The organism is Samsonia erythrinae (assembly GCF_004342665.1).
GTDB lineage: Bacteria > Pseudomonadota > Gammaproteobacteria > Enterobacterales > Enterobacteriaceae > Samsonia > Samsonia erythrinae.
Genome location: NZ_SMBY01000009.1, coordinates 21,108 through 44,588 on the forward strand (window position 1 = coordinate 21,108; position 23,481 = coordinate 44,588).

The 23,481-nt window shown below is 51.2% G+C and carries 22 protein-coding genes; 18 read left to right on the forward strand and 4 right to left on the reverse strand.

Going from position 1 to position 23,481, the window contains the following annotated elements:
* Positions 1 to 57: 57 nt before the first annotated feature.
* The 7 genes from phnA (at position 58) to EDC54_RS13615 (ending at position 8,000) form a co-directional block, all read left to right on the forward strand.
* Entirely contained in the window at positions 58 to 1,311 is a 1,254-nt protein-coding gene (gene phnA / locus EDC54_RS13575; RefSeq protein WP_132457270.1) for a phosphonoacetate hydrolase, read from the forward strand.
* The gene (locus EDC54_RS13580; protein ID WP_132457273.1) at positions 1,311 to 2,588 is read left to right on the forward strand and encodes an alkaline phosphatase family protein; all 1,278 of its coding nucleotides are present in this window, start codon (positions 1,311 to 1,313) and stop codon (positions 2,586 to 2,588) included. Before phnA ends, EDC54_RS13580 begins: the two co-directional genes overlap by 1 nt.
* Before the next feature lies 1 nt (position 2,589).
* Positions 2,590 to 3,690: an ABC transporter ATP-binding protein gene (locus EDC54_RS13585; protein ID WP_132457276.1), complete on the forward strand. Its 1,101-nt coding sequence runs from the start codon at positions 2,590 to 2,592 to the stop codon at positions 3,688 to 3,690.
* Entirely contained in the window at positions 3,687 to 4,619 is a 933-nt protein-coding gene (locus tag EDC54_RS13590) for a carbohydrate ABC transporter permease (RefSeq protein ID WP_132457279.1), read from the forward strand. The genes EDC54_RS13585 and EDC54_RS13590 overlap by 4 nt, the downstream gene beginning before the upstream one ends.
* Positions 4,616 to 5,458, forward strand: a complete 843-nt coding sequence (locus tag EDC54_RS13595; protein WP_132457282.1) for a carbohydrate ABC transporter permease — start codon at positions 4,616 to 4,618, stop codon at positions 5,456 to 5,458. The genes EDC54_RS13590 and EDC54_RS13595 overlap by 4 nt, the downstream gene beginning before the upstream one ends.
* Before the next feature lie 82 nt (positions 5,459 to 5,540).
* Complete coding sequence (locus EDC54_RS13600) at positions 5,541 to 6,776, forward strand: ABC transporter substrate-binding protein (protein WP_230514521.1); 1,236 nt, start codon at positions 5,541 to 5,543, stop codon at positions 6,774 to 6,776.
* A gap of 666 nt (positions 6,777 to 7,442) precedes the next feature.
* Entirely contained in the window at positions 7,443 to 8,000 is a 558-nt protein-coding gene (locus tag EDC54_RS13615; protein WP_132457288.1) for a hypothetical protein, read from the forward strand.
* Positions 8,001 to 8,045: 45 nt separating this feature from the next.
* On the opposite strand, the gene EDC54_RS13620 is transcribed toward EDC54_RS13615, so the two are convergent.
* Entirely contained in the window at positions 8,046 to 8,591 is a 546-nt protein-coding gene (locus EDC54_RS13620) for a hypothetical protein (protein ID WP_132457291.1), read from the reverse strand.
* A gap of 177 nt (positions 8,592 to 8,768) precedes the next feature.
* On the opposite strand from EDC54_RS13620, the gene EDC54_RS13625 reads away from it, so the two are divergent.
* The 11 genes from EDC54_RS13625 (at position 8,769) to EDC54_RS13675 (ending at position 20,117) form a co-directional block, all read left to right on the forward strand.
* On the forward strand, positions 8,769 to 9,107 hold the full coding sequence (locus EDC54_RS13625; RefSeq protein ID WP_132457294.1) for a hypothetical protein: 339 nt from the start codon (positions 8,769 to 8,771) through the stop codon (positions 9,105 to 9,107).
* Positions 9,108 to 9,530: 423 nt separating this feature from the next.
* Positions 9,531 to 10,112, forward strand: coding sequence for a tyrosine-type DNA invertase (locus EDC54_RS13630; protein ID WP_132457297.1), 582 nt, complete (start codon positions 9,531 to 9,533; stop codon positions 10,110 to 10,112).
* 855 nt (positions 10,113 to 10,967) lie between these two features.
* Positions 10,968 to 11,573, forward strand: a complete 606-nt coding sequence (locus EDC54_RS13635) for a tyrosine-type DNA invertase (protein WP_132457300.1) — start codon at positions 10,968 to 10,970, stop codon at positions 11,571 to 11,573.
* Positions 11,574 to 12,043: 470 nt separating this feature from the next.
* Positions 12,044 to 12,592, forward strand: coding sequence for a type 1 fimbrial major subunit FimA (gene fimA, locus EDC54_RS13640; protein ID WP_132457303.1), 549 nt, complete (start codon positions 12,044 to 12,046; stop codon positions 12,590 to 12,592).
* 73 nt (positions 12,593 to 12,665) lie between these two features.
* Positions 12,666 to 13,205 carry a type 1 fimbrial minor subunit FimI gene (gene fimI, locus EDC54_RS13645; RefSeq protein ID WP_132457307.1) on the forward strand — a complete coding sequence of 180 codons (540 nt, stop codon included), beginning with the start codon at positions 12,666 to 12,668 and terminating at the stop codon, positions 13,203 to 13,205.
* Between the two features lie 44 nt (positions 13,206 to 13,249).
* Positions 13,250 to 13,954 (forward strand): fimbria/pilus periplasmic chaperone, encoded by a 705-nt coding sequence (locus EDC54_RS13650; protein WP_165904319.1) that lies wholly within the window; start codon positions 13,250 to 13,252, stop codon positions 13,952 to 13,954.
* A gap of 78 nt (positions 13,955 to 14,032) precedes the next feature.
* Positions 14,033 to 16,666 (forward strand): fimbrial biogenesis usher protein, encoded by a 2,634-nt coding sequence (locus EDC54_RS13655; protein ID WP_132457310.1) that lies wholly within the window; start codon positions 14,033 to 14,035, stop codon positions 16,664 to 16,666.
* A gap of 13 nt (positions 16,667 to 16,679) precedes the next feature.
* Entirely contained in the window at positions 16,680 to 17,204 is a 525-nt protein-coding gene (gene fimF / locus EDC54_RS13660) for a type 1 fimbrial adaptor subunit FimF (protein WP_132457313.1), read from the forward strand.
* Positions 17,205 to 17,217: 13 nt separating this feature from the next.
* Positions 17,218 to 17,718 carry a type 1 fimbrial minor subunit FimG gene (gene fimG / locus EDC54_RS13665; protein ID WP_132457316.1) on the forward strand — a complete coding sequence of 167 codons (501 nt, stop codon included), beginning with the start codon at positions 17,218 to 17,220 and terminating at the stop codon, positions 17,716 to 17,718.
* A gap of 37 nt (positions 17,719 to 17,755) precedes the next feature.
* Complete coding sequence (locus tag EDC54_RS13670) at positions 17,756 to 18,667, forward strand: fimbrial protein (protein WP_132457546.1); 912 nt, start codon at positions 17,756 to 17,758, stop codon at positions 18,665 to 18,667.
* Positions 18,654 to 20,117 carry an EAL domain-containing protein gene (locus tag EDC54_RS13675; RefSeq protein ID WP_132457319.1) on the forward strand — a complete coding sequence of 488 codons (1,464 nt, stop codon included), beginning with the start codon at positions 18,654 to 18,656 and terminating at the stop codon, positions 20,115 to 20,117. Before EDC54_RS13670 ends, EDC54_RS13675 begins: the two co-directional genes overlap by 14 nt.
* A 141-nt stretch (positions 20,118 to 20,258) precedes the next feature.
* Here the strand turns inward: EDC54_RS13675 and EDC54_RS13680 are convergent, their stop codons facing one another.
* The 3 genes from EDC54_RS13680 to lldD all read right to left on the reverse strand — a co-directional run bounded on the left by EDC54_RS13680 (position 20,259) and on the right by lldD (position 23,296).
* Positions 20,259 to 21,428, reverse strand: coding sequence for an AI-2E family transporter (locus EDC54_RS13680; protein ID WP_132457322.1), 1,170 nt, complete (start codon positions 21,426 to 21,428; stop codon positions 20,259 to 20,261).
* Between the two features lie 93 nt (positions 21,429 to 21,521).
* Positions 21,522 to 22,022: a GrpB family protein gene (locus EDC54_RS13685; RefSeq protein WP_132457325.1), complete on the reverse strand. Its 501-nt coding sequence runs from the start codon at positions 22,020 to 22,022 to the stop codon at positions 21,522 to 21,524.
* A 113-nt stretch (positions 22,023 to 22,135) separates the two neighbouring features.
* A complete protein-coding gene (lldD, locus tag EDC54_RS13690; RefSeq protein ID WP_132457328.1) occupies positions 22,136 to 23,296 on the reverse strand; it encodes an FMN-dependent L-lactate dehydrogenase LldD in 1,161 nt (386 codons plus the stop codon).
* Positions 23,297 to 23,481 lie beyond the last annotated feature (185 nt).

Consider the following 23,481-nt stretch of genomic DNA (forward strand, 5'->3'; position numbering starts at 1 on the left):
GTGTCATTGATGGGTGATAGATTCACTAACATCAAATTTTCAAACGAGAGAATACCGATGTCAGAATGCAATAATATTTACAGCGATAAAAAAGTTGTCACTGTGAATGGTCGCGAATATCAATGGCCCACTCAGCCGACTGTGGTGGTCTGTTTCGACGGGTGCGACCCGGAATATATCGAAGCCGCGAGTCAGGCGGGTTTGATCCCCAATCTGGATAAAATGCGTAGCGATGGTTTTGCCGGCAAGGCGTTGGCCAGCATGCCAACCTTCACGAATCCTAATAATATTTCAATCGTATGCGGCGTATCGCCCAATGTACATGGTGTCTCTGGCAACTTCTATTTTGACCGTGAAACGGGCAAAGATGTGATGATGGTTGACTCAACCCCGGTGCGTGCGCCAACGCTGCTTTCCGCATTTTCCCGTGCAGGCGCAAAGGTCGTTGCGATCACCGCGAAGGATAAACTACGTAAAGCGCTCGGCAAGAATCTGGATGGTATTGCCTTCTCTGCGGAAAAGGCTAACGAAGCCACCGAAACAGAGAACGGCATCAGTAATGTCGAAGCACTGGTGGGTCGAAATGCGCCAAACCAGTACTCAGCGGATCTTTCGCTGTTCGTTCTGGATGCCGGCATCAAATTGCTGGAAACCACACAGCCGGACATCAGCTACCTTTCGCTTTCCGATTATGTTCAGCACAAACATGCGCCCAACGATCCTGAAGCACTCGAATTTATGGTTGCCGTTGACCAGCGGCTGGGAAAAATTCTCTCGCTCGGCGCGCAGTTAGGCATTGTTGCTGATCATGGTATGAGTGATATGGCCGACGCTGAGGGTAACCCGCGTATTGTTTACCTTTCCGATCAGTTGGATAGAGAGTTCGGCGCGGGGAACTGCCGCGTGATTTGCCCCATAACCGATCCCTTCGTTCGCCACCATGGCGCGCTGGGTGGGTTTGTCAGAATTCATCTCATGAACGCTGATATTGCCATCCAGGACGTGCTGCGTTTTGTACGGAATATCCCCGGCGTTGCACTGGCGCTGCCACGCGATGAAGTCTGCCTGATGTTCGAAGTGGCTGATGACCGCGAAGGCGATATCGCCGTTATCGCGATTAAAGGCGTTGCTCTGGGCGCAAGCGAAACCGACCACGACCTGTCACAGCTTTCTGGTGTTCGTCTGCGTTCACACGGCGGTCTGACTGAGCAAGCCGTTCCTTTTATTACTTCAATCCCGATCAACATCAATCCGACGCATCGGCTGCGTAACTTTGACATCTTCTTCGCACTCTTGAATGGGGCTATCTGATGCGTCGCGCTGTACTTGTCATTCTTGACGGTTTGCGTCGGGATTTGATCAGTGAGGAAAATACGCCTCATTTGTATGCATTCGCTCGCCGTGCCGAGCAGTTCAACGCTCACCACACCGTTTTCCCGAGCTGCACCCGTGTGGTATCAGCCAGTATCGCCACCGGGTGCTGGCCTGCCCGCCATGGGATGGCAGGAAATACCATGGTGCTGACTGAAAATGGCCGTCTGGTTCGTCACGATGCCGGTAAACCGGATTTTCTCCAGCACAAACGCAACGTCACCGGCCGTTCTCTGCACGTCCCGACGATGGCTGAATACCTTGCTGACGAAGGCGGCGTAGTGATTTTCAGTAATGTCTCGCCGGGCGCCGCTTACGCCCACGATCCAGACGGATTTGGTCACATCTATCATCGTGCCGGGTCGTTTGGCCCCGGCCGTCAACCCGTCCCTTCTCGTGAAGTGCTCTCTATTTCGCTGGATATCCAGGGCGAAAGCGTGATGACAGACAGGTTTATTGAACGCGTGGTTACCGCCAGTGATTGCCCGGCAGTGGGTGTTCTCTGGATGGGCGAACCCGACGCGTCTCAACATCATTTTCCATTAGGTTCACCCGAACATCTGGCCATTCTTCACCACGCGGATAGCCATGCGGGGCGGGTTATTGCTGCCGTTGAGGCGATGGCCGATCGACAAGAGATTTTGCTGCTGGTCGGTTCGGATCACGGCCACCAAACCGTGGATGAGGTAATCGACGTTGAAGCCGAACTGGTCAGTGCGGGGCTGAAAAACAGCATGGACTCCGATGACGTGGTTGTTGCCTCAAATGGCACCTCGGTATTGATTTACCTGCACCCCGACATGGTTAGCAGAAAGCGAAAGATTGAGTGCTTCCTACGAAATTGTGCCTGGGCAGGGCAAGTGTTCTCACGCGGTGAATTCGAGTCAGTGGGTATTCCGCTTGAGGCCGGCCCTGAATTCGCCGTCTCCATGCACAGTACCGACGCCAAAAATGCTTATGGCGTGGCTGGAAAAGGGTTCACGGCCCGACGTGCCGGTGATAAAGCCGATATTCTCGGTGCGGGACAACATGGTGGCATGGGCACCTTTGAGCAGATGCCGTTCCTGATGGTTGCAGGCCAGGGCTTTACGCCCGATAGCGAGCGCACATCACCCAGTTGCGTCATTGACATCGCCCCCACTATTTTTACCCATCTGGGTAAACCCCTGCCGTCATTTGATGGTCAGGCCCTGCAACACAAAAGTTGTGAGGAATAAAATGGCGAGCGTTAACATTAACCAGATCAGTAAACGATATGGCGAGACGACAGTTCTGAAAGGCGTCTCGCTGGATATCCGCGATGGCGAATTTCTGACATTAATCGGACCTTCCGGATGCGGTAAATCGACGCTGTTACGCATCCTCGCGGGGTTGGAAGCGCAGGATAGCGGTCATATCGAACTGGATGGCGAGAATATTGATACCCGCCGCCCGAGCGAACGCGATGTCGCGATGGTTTTTCAGTCCTATGCGCTCTATCCGCACTTTACCGTGTTTGACAATATTGCGCTGCCGTTAAGGATGCAGCGGTTAAGTCGTACCCAGCGCTTACCCTTGCTGGGTAGCCTGATGCCGGCACGAAAAGGCGTTGAACGTACCATCGCCACTGAAGTTAACCAGGTCGCAAAGATACTGAATATCGATCATCTTCTGCAACGCAAACCCGGACAGCTATCGGGGGGACAGCGCCAGCGCGTAGCTCTGGGCCGCGCCATGGTCCGCCACCCCAAAATTTTCCTGATGGATGAACCTCTCTCTAATCTTGATGCGAAGTTACGCGTACAAATGCGCGCAGAGATTGTGGCGTTGCATCGTCGCCTTGGCGTGACGTTTGTCTATGTGACACACGATCAGGCTGAAGCAATGACCATGTCCGACCGCGTTGCCGTCATGGTCGGTGGTGATGTCCTGCAAATTGCGCCGCCGGAAGAGCTGTATCGTAACCCAGCTGAAATCCGAGTTGCTGAACTGATTGGCAGCCCGAAAATTAATATCCTGACCGTTGACGATATCACGTGGGCCTTAAAGTATGGCTTTGCGGCTGCACACCGCATTGGCTTTCGACCGGAAGCCGCTTCCATTGTGGCCAGCGGAACAGGCATGTTGGAAGGCGTTGTCAGTAATGTTGAGAACTTCGGCGCGGATATTTTCCTGCATATTGACCTCAAAGACGCGGAAACGATTATTGTGCGCCGCGATCCGCATTCGCCCCGCCTCTCGCCGGGAAACGCCGTGGGCATCATGCTCGACCTACGTCAGATTCTGGCTTTTGACGCAGATGGCAAACAACTGATGAAAGAGGAGCGGATTGCAGTATGAGCGAATCACCTGTTGTGACAGCCAGCGCAACCCGGCGAGCGCCCCACACCTCGCTGAATCAGACTCAGCGACGCTTCGCTTACCTGTCGGTATTTTCCGCCACCTTTTTACTGATTGCGTTGCTGTTCATTCCTGCGGTGGTGGTGATTGTCGTCTCACTGACTGACTGGCAGCTTGGCGCATCAACGCTTCGGTTTATTGGCCTGGGAAATTTTAATACGTTGTTCTCCGACCCGGTGTTCTGGACGGCGCTGAAAAATACCTTGCTGTACGCGGTCATCGTGGTGCCGGGAACCGTGATACTGGGACTGACAATTGCGCTATTAATCGAGTCCAGACCCAGCCTGCGCGGTTTCTATCGCGCGGCTCACTTTCTTCCGGTGATGTCGACGATGTCAGCCATGGCGATTGTTTGGGGATCAATGCTTCACCCGACTATCGGTCTGGTAAATCGCGCATTGTCGGTTTTCGGTATCACCGGCCCTAACTGGCTACGTGATGAAGATACCGCGCTGCTGGCGATCGCGTTGATCGGCATCTGGCAAAACGTTGGCTTCGCTATGGTGCTGTTTGTCTCCGGGCTGAAGTCTATCCCTGAAGATCTCTATCACGCGGCAGATATTGATGGGGCGGATAGCATGATAGATCGGCTTCGTACTGTCACTATTCCCATGCTTGGCCCAGTGATGCTCTTCGTCAGCGTCATGACCGCATGCCGAGCGTTTGAAGTGTTCGATAGCGTTAGGGTGTTGACGCAGGGCGGCCCGAACTATGCATCGGAAGTCCTGCTGCACCGGCTGTATACCGAAAGCTTTGACTATCTAAGAACCGGCTATGGCGCCGCGCTCACCGTAGTCTATCTGCTGATTGTTGTCTGTCTCACTCTCGGCCAGTCGAAAATCCTTGAGCGGCGGGTACATTACTCATGATTAAATTTCCCTCCTTACCCCGTTCCCCGAAGAGTGCACTACGACATGTCATGCTGCTGGGTACAACCCTGTTTACCTTGCTCCCGTTTATCTGGATGGTGAGCCTGTCCCTGAAGCCGCAGCATGAGATCTTCGCCGCCGACTTCCATCTGTGGCCAACACAGTTTTTCGGCCTTGAGAACTACCGTGCGGCGCTGACGTCTGTGCCGATGCTGCGGTTTATCGCCAATGGCATTTTTGTCTGCGCGATGATCTTCCTGATCCAGCTCATTGTGTGCGTACCCTGCGCCTACGCGCTGGCAAAACTGCGTTTTCGCGGCCGGGACACGCTCTTTTCTGCCGTGTTGATCGGTTTGCTTGTGCCGCCACAGGCCCTCGCGATCCCTCACTTTTTGATGCTCTATGTCTTCGGGATCCTGAATACGTATGCTTCGCTGATACTGCCGTGGATAATTTCGGCATTCGGCATATTCCTGCTGCGTCAGTTCTTTCGCAAGATCCCCGAAGAGATTCTTCAGGCCGCGCGGCTGGATGGCCTGAGCGAGTTTGCCATTATCTGGCGCATTATCATGCCGATGAGTACACCGGCTCTTGCTTCATTCGGTATTTTTTCGTTAGTCGCACACTGGAACGATCTGTTCTGGCCAATGATCGCGGTACGCGACCAGGCCATTTCTACGCCGGCACTTGGCATTTTGCTGTTCCGTGATGATGAATCAGGTCAGTCACTGGGACCCTTGATGGCTGGCGCCGTGATTATAGTGATCCCGTTAATTTTTGTTTTTCTTATCGCGCAGCGCCGTTTTATTGATGGCATGACAACATCATCAAATAAATGATTTTTATTTTTAATGACTCCAGGAGAGTACCATGAATTTACCCGCTTCAATGCGTCGTCACCTGTTATCCGGTGTGATTATCATGTCTGGTATAACCGCCGCACATGCAGACGATAAAATAACGCTTGATGTACTTTATACCACGCCAGGGACATTCAATTCCTTACAGAAGGGATTAGCCAAACGTTTTACTGAGACGCATCCTGACATTGAAATTAAGTTTCGTAATCCAGTGAAAGGCTATGAAGAAGCTGCGCAGGAAATTCTGCGTGGACAAATCACGAATAGCATGCCGGATGTTGTATTCAATGGGATAAACCAGATCGGATTATTTGTTGATCGTGGCATTGGCGCACCGCTTGATTCATACATTAAGACAGATGGCGGCCTGGATAAACTGGGTTATTACCCGACGCTAGCCCGGCTGGGAACCTGGAAAGGCAAACAATACGGTTTACCTTTTGCGGTTTCCACTCCCATTCTTTACGTCAATACCGATCTGGTAAAAGCGGCAGGTGGCGATCCGGACAAGTTACCGAATACATGGACTGAACTCATCAAATTAGGCAAGGCGATAGAAAGTCACGCGAAATCGCCGGTGACTGGTCTTTATTACCAGTGGGAACAGACCGGTAACTGGCTATTCCAGACGTTAGTCACCAGTAAAGGCGGACATATGTTACAGCCGGGTAGTTGTAAGATCGGCTTTAACAGTGATGCAGGAAAATGGGCGCTGCAAACGCTGGAGTCGTTTGGAAAATCGGGTATGCCTAACCTTGCACTTGGACAGGCTCGCCAGTCATTTGCCTCCGGCACGGTAGGTATCATGGCGGATTCAACGTCTTATGTCGCTGCCGCTGAGAAACAGATCAACGGGGCGTTTGGCTTTAAAACGATGCCGTTCCCGCTGGCCGATGCTAAAGGGCAGTTGCCTGCTGGTGGAAATGTTGCGATGGTGCTTTCCACCGATGCCAAACGTCAGGCAGCGGCATGGGAATATGTTAAATTCGTCACGGGTCCTCAGGGACAGACAGAGATGGCCAACCTCACCGGCTATATGCCAGGAAATAGAATTGCGGTTGAGCAAGCCGATCTCCTCGGAAACTTTTATGCTTCTCACCCGAACCACACAACCAGTCTTAAACAGGTTCCGGTATTAGGTGAATGGGCGTCATTCCCTGGTGAAAACTCTCTGAAAATCATTGAAGTCATTAAAGATCACACCGAGGCACTCATCACTGCCCGTGCGACCGTAACGGACACAATGCCAAAACTGGTTCAGAATGTTAATGCGTTGATGCCTGCTGAATGTAAATAGTTTCCGCATCCCGCCAAGAGTCACCTTGGCGGGATTAACGGTGGCGCGTAAAGCCGATGTTGTGGTGCTTTACGTTCGCTTACCCTTGGTTTCATCTTCACAGGAAGGCAACTCGCCACCACGGCAGTGACATATTGCCTATTTTTACTAAGGTCGTCCCCTTAAATGATTCCTCATAGCCTAAATAGCCGCGCTTAATACCGCGACACTTTTGCCAGACCATGGAAACTTCCCGGGAATCGGCCGACTGTTTTCATAAAGTGACGAACTTTTCAGCCGTTGCCACATTGAGCGGCACGGATAATTCCACGTTACGGTATCGTGCAGCGCCTGCCGTATGAAAGCGATGCCCCCCCAAAAAATCAGCCCACGCCTTCATCGGTCACAGACACGTATCAGAGACGGGAGAATCCTATGTTATCGCCCGCAATGGTAAACCTGTGGCTAAGATCGTTCCTCTTACCGTTACTGAGAAAACGCCACGCATCGGTTTCATGAAGGGCCAAATTTCATTTTAATGATTTGAATAAAGAAGAAATTATCGGTACGTTTAATGAGAAATCATGATGACAAACGATGGCAACATCATTCAGTCCTGCTCAGGCTATATCAACGTGATCGAATGCAGTTAGCACTCCCGCAACAAAACAGGGAAAACCAACCGACATGCGGTATCTCGCCCTCCCCTTGCTCCTGCTTGCGCTAACCGGATGCAAAGCGTTAACCACCTTCGATAAATATGCCACGCTGCGCCTTTATGAAGTGTATAAGGCCGAGAATCTTTCTGCTTGTGATTACAAGCCGCAGTTTCGTGACTGTACTGTGGATAAGCACGCTTTTAACGTCAGGATTACTGACGATAAGAGCAAAATTGCGTTAGTAGTAGGAAAGCGCTACGCCTATTTTGGCTTCACGCGAGATGACTTTACCCGCCAGACGCAGCCGCTGCGTGATTTCCTGATTTGGGCGGAAGATCCGCACGCGGAAGATAAACAGATCAAACAGAGACGTCAGGCTGGGAACGTTGGCGGAAGCCTGTTTTATACTAGCGAAGTGGAATATCAGTTCGATTATCTGCATACGCGCGCCGATATCCCGCTGCTCGTCGTTAAGCCTCATGAAAACGCTGACACTTACGGCCTGACCGTTGAGGAAGTGAAAAACCTGCTGTCGGTAATGGACGCCTGGTATGCCGGCACGTTTTCCGGAAAGCAACTGACCTAAACATGGTGAAAGCGACCAGAAGATCACGCCTGGCCGAGCGTGGCATTAAAACTTCTGCATTCTGGACGAGAATTGACCACAGTTTTTCAGCATCAAATCTTTGACAGGCCGGCGATCGTAGTAGCCTTTTTCCGTCTTGAACACTTCGTAGACGTCAATACGTCGAGGTGAATAGGGGCCGACAGATTTACCGGTGACATAATAGTAGTTCCCGACCACGGGTTTAAACGTTACGGTGCTAAATCCGCCATTCGCCGCAATCATTCTGACCGCGATATTGTGTTGCGCGCTGACCCAGAATTCCCGAATCATCGTTGGCGTTTCGGGAATCGCCGGAAAGCCGAGTTCCTTATTATTGAGCTTGGTTTGGAACCCAATGGCATTATTGGTGTAGCCGTTTTCAGGCGCATCCAGATTAATACATCGCTCAGTCGTCGGATAAACCCGGATAGGGTCGAGGTTGCGGTTATCAAACGTGATACCTACGCGTTCAGAGCCCTGGTCATCCTCCAGTTTGTGGCTATAGGTGGCGACAGTACATCCGCTGAGCAACACCGCGCTCACCACGATAAAAACCATTTTTTCAAACATATTCTCCCCTAATATTTAAATTCAGAACTTCCTGATTACCTGACGATTCTTTTTATCCGATAATTAGCACGCTATGCACATACCTTCGATACGACTGACGCACGGGGCAACGTGACAATTTCTCTCTACTATACCGCACGACGTAAAAGAGCACTCAACTCAGGAGAAATCTCTGCCGTGAAGAAAATTGTCCAGCGCTACAGCGTGGACGATCGGATCGAGAAATACCTGACGACAGGCGAAGGCCTGAACTGGGAGTCGTTTGATTTTGCTCTCAACAAGAAACCCGGCAATCTTTTCAGGAAAGGAATCGTGTTCTCTGGCTCAACCAAACTGCCCGACAATGACGAAGACGCTGTCCTGACCGGCCTACATCATTGGTGCCAATGTCTGTCCGAGGTTCGCGGCGCCGTTGTACACAGTGAATGGCAGGTGACTATTGACGATCGCGACATACCGTGGAGCCATGAGGTAAATGCCTATGACCCGGCGTGTCTCTATAAAGACGCACGATAACCCACTTTGTAACCCGGATTCCCGCCAACGTTATCTTCCCTTTCCGCCGTCAACGCCGTGACCTCAGGCCCCTTATTGTCACTGGTCAACGCTGCGCTTCTTTTGATAAATGCTCGAATATCTGAGTCAATTCCTTATTTAAAATTTACGCATTGAGTCAATCTTGCCTATCTCCGGGTAATTCCAGCCGTTGCTGCTATCATTTATTGATTCACCACTATGGCTGGCAATACTAATCTCCTGTTTATTATATGAAAATCCTATTTTTTACCTGTTCTGTTTAACTTATGTTTACTTATAGTAACAAAAAGACATTAATATGTTATTAAATGAAGCATTTGTAAATGAAGGGGGAAAATTAATAAAAAAGGTAAAAAAAACTCATTCATAGAAAATTTAAATCCAACGTCAAAGCGAGGATATATGAAGCAGGGCCAGAGGAAAAAAAAGAGGAAGTTCTTGACAAGAAATGAAATCGACTATTTGTTACATGCGACGAAAACAGGGCAACATGCCGCACGAAACTACTGTCTGACATTACTTTGTTTCATTCATGGCTTCCGAGCCAGTGAAATCTGTCGGCTGAAAATTTCTGATATCGATCTTGAAGCACGATGTATTTATATTTATCGCTTAAAAAAAGGATTCTCCACAACACATCCATTACTCGATAGAGAAATTGATGCACTAAACGACTGGCTTGACAATAGGAATAATTACCAAAAATCATCAAGTGAATGGCTTTTTTTATCACGGAAAGGGAATCCGCTCTCAAGACAACAGTTTTATAAAATTATATCGACCTCTGGTGTAATTGCTGGCATTCCTCTTGATATCCATCCGCACATGTTAAGACACTCATGCGGTTACGCACTGGCAGATATGGGGATAGACACGCGACTGATTCAGGACTATTTGGGGCATCGAAATATTCGACATACGGTTTGGTACACCGCCAGCAATGCTGGACGTTTTTACGGAATTTGGGATAAATGCCCCCACTGAAACTAAAATGGTCTTTATCTCTTGCGCATCGATGGTATGAATACACGATCTGAAGCAGAGAGAGGAGGAAAATTATGTTACTGTTTCTTTAGCCTTTTTCAGGGTTTCTTGTCGCACGCTTTTTTAGAAGCCACGGAAGGCTTTTCCCCTTATACCTAATTTTTATTAACTCCGCCTTATTGCCCCATTTTTTATCCTTTCATTTGTGATGGGTATTTGATATTAACCATCAAACGGAGCAAACTTTCAGTACAACAACGTTATCACTTCAGAGAAATCGAGCTGGGGTGAGGGGAAATCTCCCTTCGTGACAAGCGCAACCCACCTTTTTCTGGCTTCGAAAAGGGAAAACCAGCGATGAGCATCAGGTGACTTAACGTGATGAAACCACAATTATCAACCGTATCAGTGATAGCCTCAAGAGCAGAAATCAAATGGTAAAACGGAAGGGCGAAGAATGTTGTCTAAACGAAAATCAGGATCATTTCCGATACCTGACTGGATGTTAAGGCTGATTCAGTGCCTACCGGTAGAAATAACCCTTTCCTTTAATCGTCTTAACCCCGAACGAGTCCTTATCTCATTGCCAGAAAAACCGTTCACGATTCAAATAAAAAATTATTTAAATATGTTATTAAATTATTAAAAATAATATAAGAAATTATTTATTGTAATAAATGATAAAAATGAAAGTTATAAATGTGAATTATTCCCCTCAAATGAATATAATGCAACGAGTCCACCGAACAAAACACCAAAGCTTTTAACCCGTAATAAAAAACAGGCTGAAAGTAAAATCTTGTATACCCCACCCACCCCATAACCAAACCTACTTTTATATTGGAGAAGTAAATAATGAATCGACGCCGTTTTCTTACACAGAAAGAAGTCCAGAATATGATGTCAGCCGCCAGTAGAGGGAAAACTGGCGAACGTGATTACTGCCTTATTTTATTGGCATTCCGTCATGGTATGCGTATTAGTGAATTGCTCGATCTTCGCTATCGAGATCTCGACCTAAATCAAGGACGTATTAATATTCGTCGGCTTAAGAACGGTTTTTCCACCATCCATCCACTCATGATGGATGAACGCAAAGCGATTGAGAGCTGGAGCCAGGAGCGCGCCGGTTGGAAAGCGTCAGGAAAATCGGATGCGGTCTTCATCTCCCGCCGAGGAACACCACTTTCCCGACAGCAGGCGTATCGCATTATTCGAACCGCAGGCGAAGAAGCGGGGACCGCGACAAACACGCACCCGCATATGTTACGCCACGCCTGCGGTTATGAACTCGCAGAGAGGGGAACCGATACGCGTTTGATTCAGGACTATCTTGGACACCGAAATATCCGTCATACGGTGAGGTACACCGCAAGCAACGCGGCCCGCTTTGCAGGAATATGGGAGAAACATAACCTACTCTATAATAATCTCGCCGATGGAAATGAAGATGTCATATAGTCGGATTACTGTACAGAAAACGTGACCTCGAATAAGTCAATTAGGGCCAAACTGTTTACATTTTTAAAATATTTAGTAACGATTTACAACCCCGATATATAATATTTTTTTATCGCCTCCTATCAAGCTGATTTAACTACCCTTATTACTCCCTTAATTTACCTGCTCCCAATAATCATTTTCTTCCTTTCGTCGGCACTATCAAAATTGGGTTTGATGCCTCCGATCCCTCACCTGAACATCACCAGATAAAAGAAAGGTAAATATTAATACATTAAGAATAAAGAACCATTTTGAGATAAAAAAAATCCATTTATCAGGATTTTATATCAACGATACAAAATGGCCCTTTTTGTCTCATTTCAGGGCGAAACACGGATACCGATGTCCAGCATATCTACCAATGCCGGGGAAGCAAGAAAACCGCCACATTGGGTCCGGTACATCTACTTTGTTTAAAGGAAAAACCGATGAAAATCAAAAAACTGGCAATCTTTGCACTGTCAGCAGCCTCACTGACTTCAACAGCATTCAATGCTTCGGCTGAAACCGTTAACGGCGGAAATGTTCACTTTAAAGGTGAAATCGTCAATGCGGCTTGCGCAGTCGATGCCGGTTCTGTTGATCAAACTGTTCAACTGGGTCAGGTTCGTACGGCGCGTCTGGCTACTGCTGGCAGCACCAGTACGGCTGTAGGGTTCAACATCCAGTTGAATGATTGTGATACCAGCGTTTCTACACAAGCGTCCGTTGCCTTTAGCGGTACTGCAATCAACAGCACTGAAAACACCGTGCTGGCACTGCAAAGCTCCGCTGCTGGCGGCGCAACTAACGTCGGTGTTCAAATCCTCGATAGCACAAGTGCGCCATTAGCCTTGGACGGCGCAACTTTCAGCGCGGCAACCACGCTGATTGACGGTACTAACGTGATCCCATTCCAGGCTCGTTACTACGCTATCGGCGCCGCCACCGCGGGTATCGCGAATGCTGATGCCACATTTAAAGTGCAATACCTGTAATTCATTAATCAGCAAGGATGCACCTGTCAGGCCAGGAAGGCCTGCTCTTCGTAACAGCGCTGGGGTGAGAACGATGAGAGGGATGAAGTTGGGTCTGTTAATCGCCGTGTTATCTCCGGTCGTGCAAGCAGGCAATCACTGGAATGAAATATTGCCGGGCGGAAACATGCGATTTCAGGGTGAGATTATCGCGGAACCCTGCCGGGTAGAAGCCGGTGACCGCCAGATGACCGTTCAAATGGGGCAGATCAGCTCAAACCGGTTCCATTCCGTGGGCGAAGACGTTAACCCAGTCCCTTTCACCCTCCATTTGCAGGAATGCACAACCTCGGTCAGCCAACGAGTAGGCATCACTTTCCTGGGCGTGGCCGATGGGAAAAACCCCGACGTCCTCTCTATTGGGGAAGGGACGGGAATTGCGACAGGTGTGGGCATCGCGCTATTTGATGAACACGACCGGCTTATTCCAGTAAACAGCCCGCCACGAAATTGGCAACCGCTTTATAACGGCCCCAATATGCTCCATTTCGTGGCGAAGTACAGAGCGACAGGCCATCCGGTGACGGGCGGTGTGGCAAATGCACTGGCCTGGTTTTCGTTGACCTATGAATAACGTGTTGAGTATGCCAAAAAACGTCAGGCAATAAAGAGGATAACGTGAGAAAGACAATAATGATGGCCCACGGCTTACTTGCCGGATTACTGATGATGGCGGGAAGCGCATACTCATCCTACGCGAATGCGGGGGTGGCGCTTGGCGCTACCCGCGTGGTGTATCCTGCCGAACAAAAGCAGGTACAGCTGGCGGTAACGAATAACGATGAAAAAAGTACCTATCTTATTCAGTCATGGATAGAAAATGCCGATGGGCAAAAAGATAGTCGTTTTGTCATTACGCCCCCACTCTTTGCCATGCAAGGAAAAAAAGAGAATACGCTGCGTATTATCGATGCGACAAATAAACAACTGCCTCAGGATCGGGAAAGCCTTTTTTGGATAAACGTAAAGGCCATTCCCTCGATGGATAAAGCCAATCTGAAAGAAAACACGTTACAGCTTGCCATCATCAGCCGCATTAAACTGTATTACCGTCCGGCCAATCTGCCCCTGCCGCCAGACCAGGCCGCGGAAAAGATACGTTTTAAACGCGGTAATGGCCGCCTGACGTTAATTAACCCTACCCCTTATTTTCTAACCGTAACCGAACTAAATGCCGGTACTCGAATACTGGAAAACGCACTTGTGCCACCACTGGGAGAAACGTCGGTCACGTTACCGTCCGACGCAGGTAATGACATTACCTATAAAACGATTAATGACTATGGGGCGCTGACACCACGCATGAATGGCGTAGCGCAATAATCGCTGCCCTAAAAAAACCGCCTCAAAATAGAAAATCAGAACAGACAAACTGGCGAGTAAGTTCGGGCCGGAGGGAACATGTCATACCTGAAAAATGGAGCGGACCATTATTGTCCGCAGAATACCAGAATGAGCCGGCGAATGTCTGGCCATCAATTTACGCTACTCCCTATTGCATTTTTCATTACCGTTAATTTTTCTCCGGTCCAGGCCGCCGAGTTGTATTTCAACCCGCGTTTCCTGTCGGACGATCCCTCCGCCATGGTCGATTTATCCATGTTTGAAAATGGGCTGGAGGTCGCACCGGGTAATTATCGCGTTGATATCTACATGAATGATCGTTTCGTCACTACACGAGACGTCAATTTCCAGCCCGCAGAGACAGGGAATGAATTAATGCCCTGTCTGACGCGTCAACAATATAGCACCATGGGCGTGAATACGGCGTCGGTGCCAGGAATGGAACGTCTGGCGGATGACGAATGCGTGCCGCTAAAAACGTTAATTAAAGATGCCACCATCCATTTTGACGTTGGCCAACAACGCCTTTATTTCACCGTACCGCAGATTTTTACGAACATGCACGCGCGTGGCTATATTCCGCCTGAACTGTGGGATAACGGCATCACGGCGGGTTTGTTGAACTACAACTTTACGGGCAATAACGTCAACAGCCGGGCAGGAGGCGATAGCAACTATGCCTACCTGAACCTGCAAGGCGGGTTAAATTTCGGTGCCTGGCGTCTGCGCGATAACTCGACGTGGAGCTACAGTAGCGGCACCAACAACAACGAAAATAAATGGCAGCACATCAACACCTACCTGGAACGCGATATCATCCCGCTGCGCTCCCGACTCACGCTGGGAGACAGTTACACGTCCAACGAGATTTTTGATGGCCTGAACTTCCGTGGGGTACAACTTGCCTCCAACGACAACATGCTACCGGACAGCCAGAGAGGCTTTGCACCGGTAATCCACGGCATCGCCCGCGGCACAGCGCAGGTGTCCATCAAACAAAACGGTTATGAGATCTACCAAAGTACCGTTCCACCCGGCCCCTTCACCATCAACGATCTTTATGCGGCAGGGAACAACGGCGACCTTCAGGTGACGGTGAAAGAGGCTGACGGCAGCGTACAGGTTTTCAGCGTGCCTTACTCTTCCGTGCCGTTGCTTCAACGTGAAGGACATACCCGTTACGCCCTGACCGCGGGGAAATTTCGCAGCGGAAACCGCCAGCAGGAGAAACCCGCATTCGCTCAGGGCACGCTGCTGCGGGGCCTGACATATGGTTGGACCGCCTACGGCGGGACGCAACTCGCCGACCGCTATAACGCATTCAATATCGGCCTTGGTAAGAATATGGGCGTATTGGGTGCCCTGTCGCTGGACATCACCCAGGCGAATTCAACGCTGCCGGACGACAGTAAACATCAGGGGCAATCAATACGCTTCTTGTATAACAAGTCACTCAATGAGCTGGGAACCAATCTGCAACTGGTCGGCTACCGCTACTCCACGCGCGGCTATTTTAATTTTTCCGACACCGCCTATAACAGGATGTCCGGATACAACATTGTGACGCAGGACGGCGTCATCAGGGTCGCCCCTAAATACACCGACTACTATAACCTCGCCTACAGCAAACGCGGCCGGGTGCAGCTCAGTGTGACGCAGCAAATAGACCGCCAGATGACGCTTTATCTCAACGGCAACCACCAATCTTACTGGGGAACCAGTAAAACGGATAAACAGTTACAGGCTGGGATCAATGCCACCCTTAACGACATCAACCTGAACCTCAGCTACAGCTTGACCAAAAGTGCATGGCAGGATACCCGCGACCAAATGCTGGCGTTCAACGTGAGTATTCCATTCAGCCACTGGATGCGATCGGACAGTACCTCAGCGTGGCGCCACGCCAGCGCCAGTTACAACATGACCAACGCTCTCAACGGTCGAAAAACCAATACGGTCGGACTATACGGCACGCTGTTGGAAGACAACAACCTGAGTTACAGCGTACAGGCTGGCAATGCCAGCGGCGGCGTCGGCACATCGGGTGAAACGGGCTATGCCGCTCTGAATTATCGCGGCAGTTACGCCAACGCCAACGTCGGCTATAGCCACAGCGACGGCTACCGTCAACTTTACTACGGGCTTTCCGGCGGCATGGTTGCGCATGAAGACGGCGTGACGCTAAGCCAACCCTTTAACAACACGGCCGTACTGGTGAAAGCGCCGGGGGCGAATAATGTGAAAGTGGAAAACCAGACCGGTATCCGCACCGACTGGCGTGGCTACGCCGTCTTACCTTATGCCATGGACTACCGGGAAAACCGCGTCGCGTTAGATACCAATACCCTCGCGGACAATGTCGATCTGGATGACGCGGTTATCAACGTGACCCCGACCCACAGCGCCATTGTCAGGGCGCATTTCAAGGCCAATGTCGGGCTGAAGGTGCTGATGTCGCTTGAATATCAGGGTAAACCTGTGCCCTTTGGCGCGGTTGTGGCATCCGGAGACCACGGTTCCAGCAGCATTGTCGCAAATAACGGGCAGGTTTATTTAACCGGGCTACCGACAAAAGGCCAGGTGCACGTGAAATGGGGGAATCAATCAGATACGCAGTGTACTGCGACTTACGACATTCCGCCGGAAAGTCAGACGTCATGGCTGACTGAAGTCACTGCACAATGTCGATAAGGAACAGATAATAATGAAACGACTCCTCCCTTCATGTCTGTTGCTCGCTTTAGCGGCCCCTCAAAGTCAGGCGGCAGACAGCACCATCACCATCACGGGCAACGTTAAAGATAACGCCTGTGCCGTCGCCGTCGGCTCAAAAGACTTTACCGTCGACCTGATGATCCACCCGTCGAAACAGTTTCCTTCGGTGGGTTCAACGACAACCGACGTCCCTTTCAACGTCGTGCTGTCGCCATGCGGCGGGGCCGCGACGGCGGTGAAAGTCGGCTTTACCGGCACGGCAGACGCCGATAATAACAGCCTGCTCAAGCTCAACAACGAGGCTGGCGCGGCGTCAGGCGTTGGCATACAAGTTCTGAACAACGCAAAAAACGTGCTGGCGATGAATACCCCCTCTTCGGCGCTGAACTGGATAACGCTCACCCCGAACCAGACCAATACGCTGAACTTCTACGCGCGGATCATGGCAACGCGGATCCCCGTGACGCCCGGAACGGTTAACGCGACGGCCACCTTTACCCTTGAATTCCAGTAACCGGAGAACGGACATGAGACGAATAAAAACGGCGCTGTTATTCGGGCTATTCCTGACAATGTTACCCGCCGCGCAGGCCGCGGACGTCACCATTACGGTCAACGGCAGAGTGGTGGCGAAGCCATGCACGGTTTCCACGCCGTCAGCCGTCGTGGATCTTGGCGATTTATACACCTTCGATCTTGTCTCTGCCGGCTCATCGTCGCCATGGCATGACGTTACGCTGAGTTTAATCGCCTGCCCGGTTGGGACAACCGCCGTTACGGCAACATTCAGCGGCGTCACAGACAGCACGGGCTACTACCAGAATCAGGGGAGCGCCGGAAATATTCAATTGCAGGTACAGGATGCCGAAGGCGTGTCTTTAAACAGCGGAGCAGAAAAAACCATCGCTGTCGATGAGGCGACACAATCTGCCAGTTTCCCACTGCAAATCCGCGCGCTTTCCGTAAACGGTAATGCAACACAGGGGAGTATTCAGGCCGTTATCAACATCACTTACACCTATGCCTGAACCGAATGAAGGAAAAAGAATGATGAGATTATTCATAATGCGTCGGTTATTCCAACTGCTGACGTCAATATTTTTAGCGGTGCTGGGCGCCTCTAACGCTTTCGCCTTCACCTGTATCCTGCCAGAAACAGGACAGAATATCGGTTCTGGTACCGCCAATGTTTACGTCAGTTTGACGCCTGCCATCGGCGTTGGACAAAACCTGGTTGTCGATTTATCTAACTCGATTCGATGCAAAAACGACTCGACTGGCGGCGTGGATGTCGACCACCTCAATTTAACCAGTGGCTCGGCTTACGGCGGCGCACTTATCTCGTTCAACGGCTCTCTGTATTGGGCCGGTTCAACCTACCCATTTCCGTTAAATTCAAATACCCACACTTACAACGTCACCCACACGGCCTATCAGGGATTGCCTCTGCGTATGTACTTAACCGCTACCGGCGCGGCGGGTGGCGTCGTGATTAATTCCGGTGAGTTAATTGCGGTTCTGCGAATGTATAAAATTGCGACGCTCAATGGCGGCTTCCCCAGAAATTTTACCTGGAATATTTACGCCCGGAACAGCGTCGTCGTCCCGACCGGCGGTTGCGATGTTTCCGCGCGGAATGTCACCGTCAGGCTGCCTGATTATCCCAGCACGATATCCGTCCCGCTCACGGTTCGCTGTGCGCAAAACCAGAACTTGTCCTATTACCTGACCGGGACACTCGCTGATGGGACGAACAACATTTTCAGCAACACCGCATCATCTCAACCCGCACAGGGCGTAGGCGTTCAGCTATCAAATAGGAACGGCATTATCGCGGCGAACGATGCCATCTCTTTAGGAACCGTAGGCACCTCATCGGTGGATCTCGGACTAACGGCCTCCTATGGCAGAACCGGCGGACAGGTTACTGCGGGTGATGTGCAATCAATCATCGGGGTGACATTTGTCTACCAGTAACGATGGCGTAGAGAATCGCCCGATTGACTACATCTTATCGCCTTGCGCACTCGCCGCGCAGGGGTTATCGGTATTGATAGAGCATGAAGGGGCGGCAACGGCTCACGTCATTCTGCCGGAGGAGCTCGACGCAGAATTTTTTGCGTCGAGCTCCCCCGAATCACAGAAAAAGCGCGTGATCGTTTTTTTACCAAACGATCCGCTTCATCTGCTTGCCTCACTTCGGCACGTTGCCGCCATTCTGAACTATGGCACCACCCCGTTGCCACTGGTGATCTTTAGTCAGTGCCCGTCGTTATGGTTGTGGGAAACACTGCGCCGACTGGTTGAAAGCCGCCGTAGTCTCTCACGCATTAAGGCGGCTCGATCAAACTTATCCTGCGCGCAATTAGCCGGAATATTACGTCACGATGAGTCCAAGCCTCTCTCGTTAGAGCAACAGTCACTTGAAGAAAAACATAGGCAAGGAAAACGTTATGACGGGTTAACGAAACGCGAGCTTGATGTGGTTTTAGGCCTGTTTCACGGTCATAGCGCCATCGCCCTCGCACGGCAACAAGGCGTCAGCATTAAAACACTGTATAACCAAAGAATCTCCGGGCTGAAGAAGATGGTCGTACCGTTTCCGAATATCGCTTTACAACTACCGGGAACACAACAGAAATGGCTGACCGAGAAGACGGCGCTGTTATCCGCACGGGAGCAGGAATTCCTGCTTGCTCTTCATCACCATCAGGTGTTGCCCGTCTTTCAGCCCGTCGTCAATAGCAAGAAGCAACTGCAAGGCGTAGAAATTTTGGTACATTGGTATCGCAATGGCAAATATCTGCAACCAGAGGCCTTTCTGCCGCAGTTGAAATCACACTCGGTTTGCCTGTCGCTCACCGCGTTTATGCTCCGGGAAGCCATCTCTGGCATTAATCGCTTTGAGGGAAAATTCTACTTCGCCATCAATATTCCACCGTGCGTAATCGCAAACGGAAAGCTGCTTCACATGCTGCATACCGCGCGGCGACAACTCAAACACCCTCGCTGGATAACGCGACTGGTACTGGAATTTACCAAGCCGGAGGCGTCGCCGTATAGCGCCAGCCAGCTCACCCATATCGCCCAATTCGTTCGGGAAGGCTTTCATGTCTTGTTGGATCACCGCGTCACGAAAAGTCGTGACATGTCATCCTTTAAGCCCACCCCTTCCAGCGGTTATATATTGAGCCCGCCCACCGTCATTGCAGCCCAAAGCAGTCAGCATGAACAGGATTTTATTCAGGATCTGCTGTGCTATTGTCGGTCGACGAAAAGCGCCTGCGTTGCAAAAGGGGTGAATAGCCTGGAGACACTACGCTTACTGGAAAAAATAGGCGTCAGATCGTTTCAGGGACAGTATATTTCACAACCCCTCAGGGAATATGAGTTGGATAAATTCACCCGCCACTTTTATTACGTATAAAAACAGGGGAATTGATTAACAACGCTGAGCGTTTCCGCAGGGATCTGAAATCATCCCCCCGGACACTGCGTCTCGGCCAGAAACCGCGCGGGCATCACGCAGACGCCCGCGAGGCTGGCTGAAACCGTATCCGGCACCGACTTACTCCGGCGTCTTAGGTTCCTCGGCACGACTCGCGACCGCGTCGGCCTCTTGAGAATTCACGACGCTGGCGTACAGACGCCCCTCTTCAATAAAGTCTTCGTCGATAGCTTCAATATTTTCCTGATTATCACGCCCGGAAAGGATGTTCCAGCAGGCAATGAACAACGCGGCAATCAGCGGGCCGATCACAAAGCCGTTGATGCCGTAGATTTCCATCCCCCCCAATGTGGCGATCAGAATCAGGTAATCGGGCATTTTAGTGTCTTTCCCCACCAGCAGAGGACGCAAAATGTTATCGACCAGTCCAATCACCAGCACGAAGAACGCGACGATAAAAATCGCCTGCCACAGCATGTGGGTAGCAAACAGGTAGATCGCGGCGGGCACCCAAATAATCGCCGAGCCCACCGCGGGGATCAGGGAAAGAAACGCCATTAACGCCCCCCACAGCAGGCTCCCTTCAATTCCTGCGATGGAGAACGCAATGCCGCCCAGAGTGCCCTGCACAATGGCGACCACTGCCGTGCCCTTTACGGTCGCCCGCGATACGGCGGCGAACTTCACCAGCAGGTGGTGCTTAACATAGGTAGACAGCGGCAGCGATTCCAGAATCAGGTTCACCAGATAGGAGCCGTCCTTCAGGAGGAAGAAAAGGAGATAGAGCATCACCCCGAAACCCACGAAGAAGGTGAAGGTGCCTTTGCCAATCAACAGCACGCTCCCTGCCAGATATTGCCCACCTTTCAACGCCGCCTGAGACAACTCTTGCTGTATTTTGGCGGCATTATCCAGATTGTGTTCCGCCAGGAAATGCCGCGTCCACCTCGGTAAATGCTGAAGCAGATCCGCCAGCACCACAGGAAACTGTGTGTTGTTACCCTGTAGACGGGTATAAACCCCGTTAATTTCCACCACCAACGAGGAAACGATCACCCCCAATGGAATGAAGACGATCAGGAAGATGATCAGAACCGTCAGCAAAGAAGCAATGCCATTGCTATCGTTCAATTTCTGCCGAATTTTGCTTTTCAGCGGATGGAAGATCACGGCCAACACCGCCGCCCATAGGATGGCGGAATAGTACGGTAACAGGATGTCAAAAAACGCCAGCGTAACGACAAACAAAATCAGGATAAAGAATCCCTTCGTAAGCCCTTTAATATTCACTACGATTTCCCCTTCGTTCAATCTGCTCTCGAAATATAGAACGAAGTGGGGCATTTGCAATATAGGAAAAAGCGCCTGATTCTGAAGAAAGGGTTATGCTCGCGCCTCATGCATCGCAATAAAATCATTTTTTAGCTGGCTATACACGGCGGCATCGTTGTCACATGCCAGTGCGGCGGCACGCTTTATTGCCGCATATTCAGCACACACGGCAGGATTTGCCCGCAGATAATCACGAAAAGACAGGTGCCGCTGAATATGTTCATCACCCACAACAAAGGCGTGAAGATGGTGAGTACGCGCATCTCCGCCTTTGGTGTAGTAACGACGCCGCGCTATCCCATTTTCACCGCGAGGACAATAGTCCAAATCGACCATGACGTTTTCGAGTCTGTCCAAATCGGATAGCGCAACCACTTCCAGCAGCATATCAATCACCGGTTTGGCGGGGAGCCCCGGCACGGCCGTGCTGCCAATATGATGGATTCTCACTGCAACCTCACCGAGCGCTTGCATTATCGCACGCGCCGCCGTTGCATAATCCGTCGCCCACTGTGGATCGTAATCCACCACGGTTATCGTTCGCCTTCCCATGCACTTATCCCCCAACGCGGCCTTGTCGCGTAAAGGGTAACAAGGTTCAGGAGAAGGTTCAAAAACCATCAGACCGCGCGGCGATCGGTTTCCTCTCGCCGCGCTATCCACACTTACAGCGCCGCCAGCCGCCGCGGGGTCGCCTGAACCAACGAATCGGTGGTGATATCGGCAATGGATTTCGCGCCGGTGAGCGTCATCGCCACCCGCATCTCTTTCTCGATCAGATTCAGCAGGTTAATCACGCCCGCTTCACCTGCCGCCGCCAGCGCGTAGACAAACGCGCGCCCGAGCATGACGCTGTCCGCCCCCAGCGCAATCATGCGCACCACGTCCAGCCCGGTACGAATGCCGGAATCCGCCAGAATCGTGATATCGCCTTTCACCGCATCGGCTATCGCGGGCAGGGCATGCGCCGTCGACAACACGCCGTCAAGCTGACGGCCACCGTGGTTGGAAACCACAATGCCGTCGGCGCCGAATTTCACCGCCTCTTTGGCATCTTCCGGGTCGAGGATGCCTTTGATGATCATCGGCCCTTGCCAGATCTCACGGATCCAGGCCAAGTCCTGCCATGAAATAGACGGATCGAAGTTCGCCGCCAGCCAGCCGATGTAGTCTTCCAATGTCGTCGGCTTACCACGGTAGGCTGAGACATTACCCAGATCGTGCGGCCTGCCGTTCAGGCCAACGTCCCACGCCCACTGTGGATGTGTCACCGCCTGTAAAATCCGGCGCGCCGCCGCATTCGGGCCGCTCATGCCGGAATGCGCATCGCGGTAGCGAGCCCCCGGCGTCGGCATATCCACGGTAAACACCAGCGTCTTCACCCCCGCGGCCTGCGCGCGCTCCAACGCGTTGCGCATAAAGCCGCGATCTTTTAATACGTAGAGCTGGAACCACATCGGGCGATCGATGGCCGGCGCCACTTCTTCAATCGGGCAGACAGAAACGGTAGACAGGGTAAAAGGGATCCCTTTTTTCGCCGCCGCCCGGGCAGCCTGTACTTCGCCGCGTCGGGCGTACATCCCCGTCAGGCCAACCGGCGCCAACACGACTGGCATCGCCAGCTTTTCACCGAACAGCTGCGTTTCCAGACTCAGATCGGACATGTTCTTCAGGATACGCTGGCGTAGCGCGATATCCGCGAGGTCCGCAGTATTACGCCTGAGCGTATACTCGCCATACGCGCCGCCGTCGATATAGTGGAAAAGAAACGGCGGCAGCTTACGCTGCGCTGCCGCCCGGTAGTCTGTTGAAGCAGAGATGATCATCGTCCTTTCCCATCCTTCTTCTTATCTATACCGCAGTTATGGTAAGTGGAATGATAGTCACAGGCGCTCATGCCGACCGTTTAAAGAGCGAGATACCGGGGCGACCACGGTGCGAAATCTCCCCGCGGGAACCTCATCGCCGTGTTTCCCCCGAAACCCACACTTAAGCAAGCATCATTACCTTT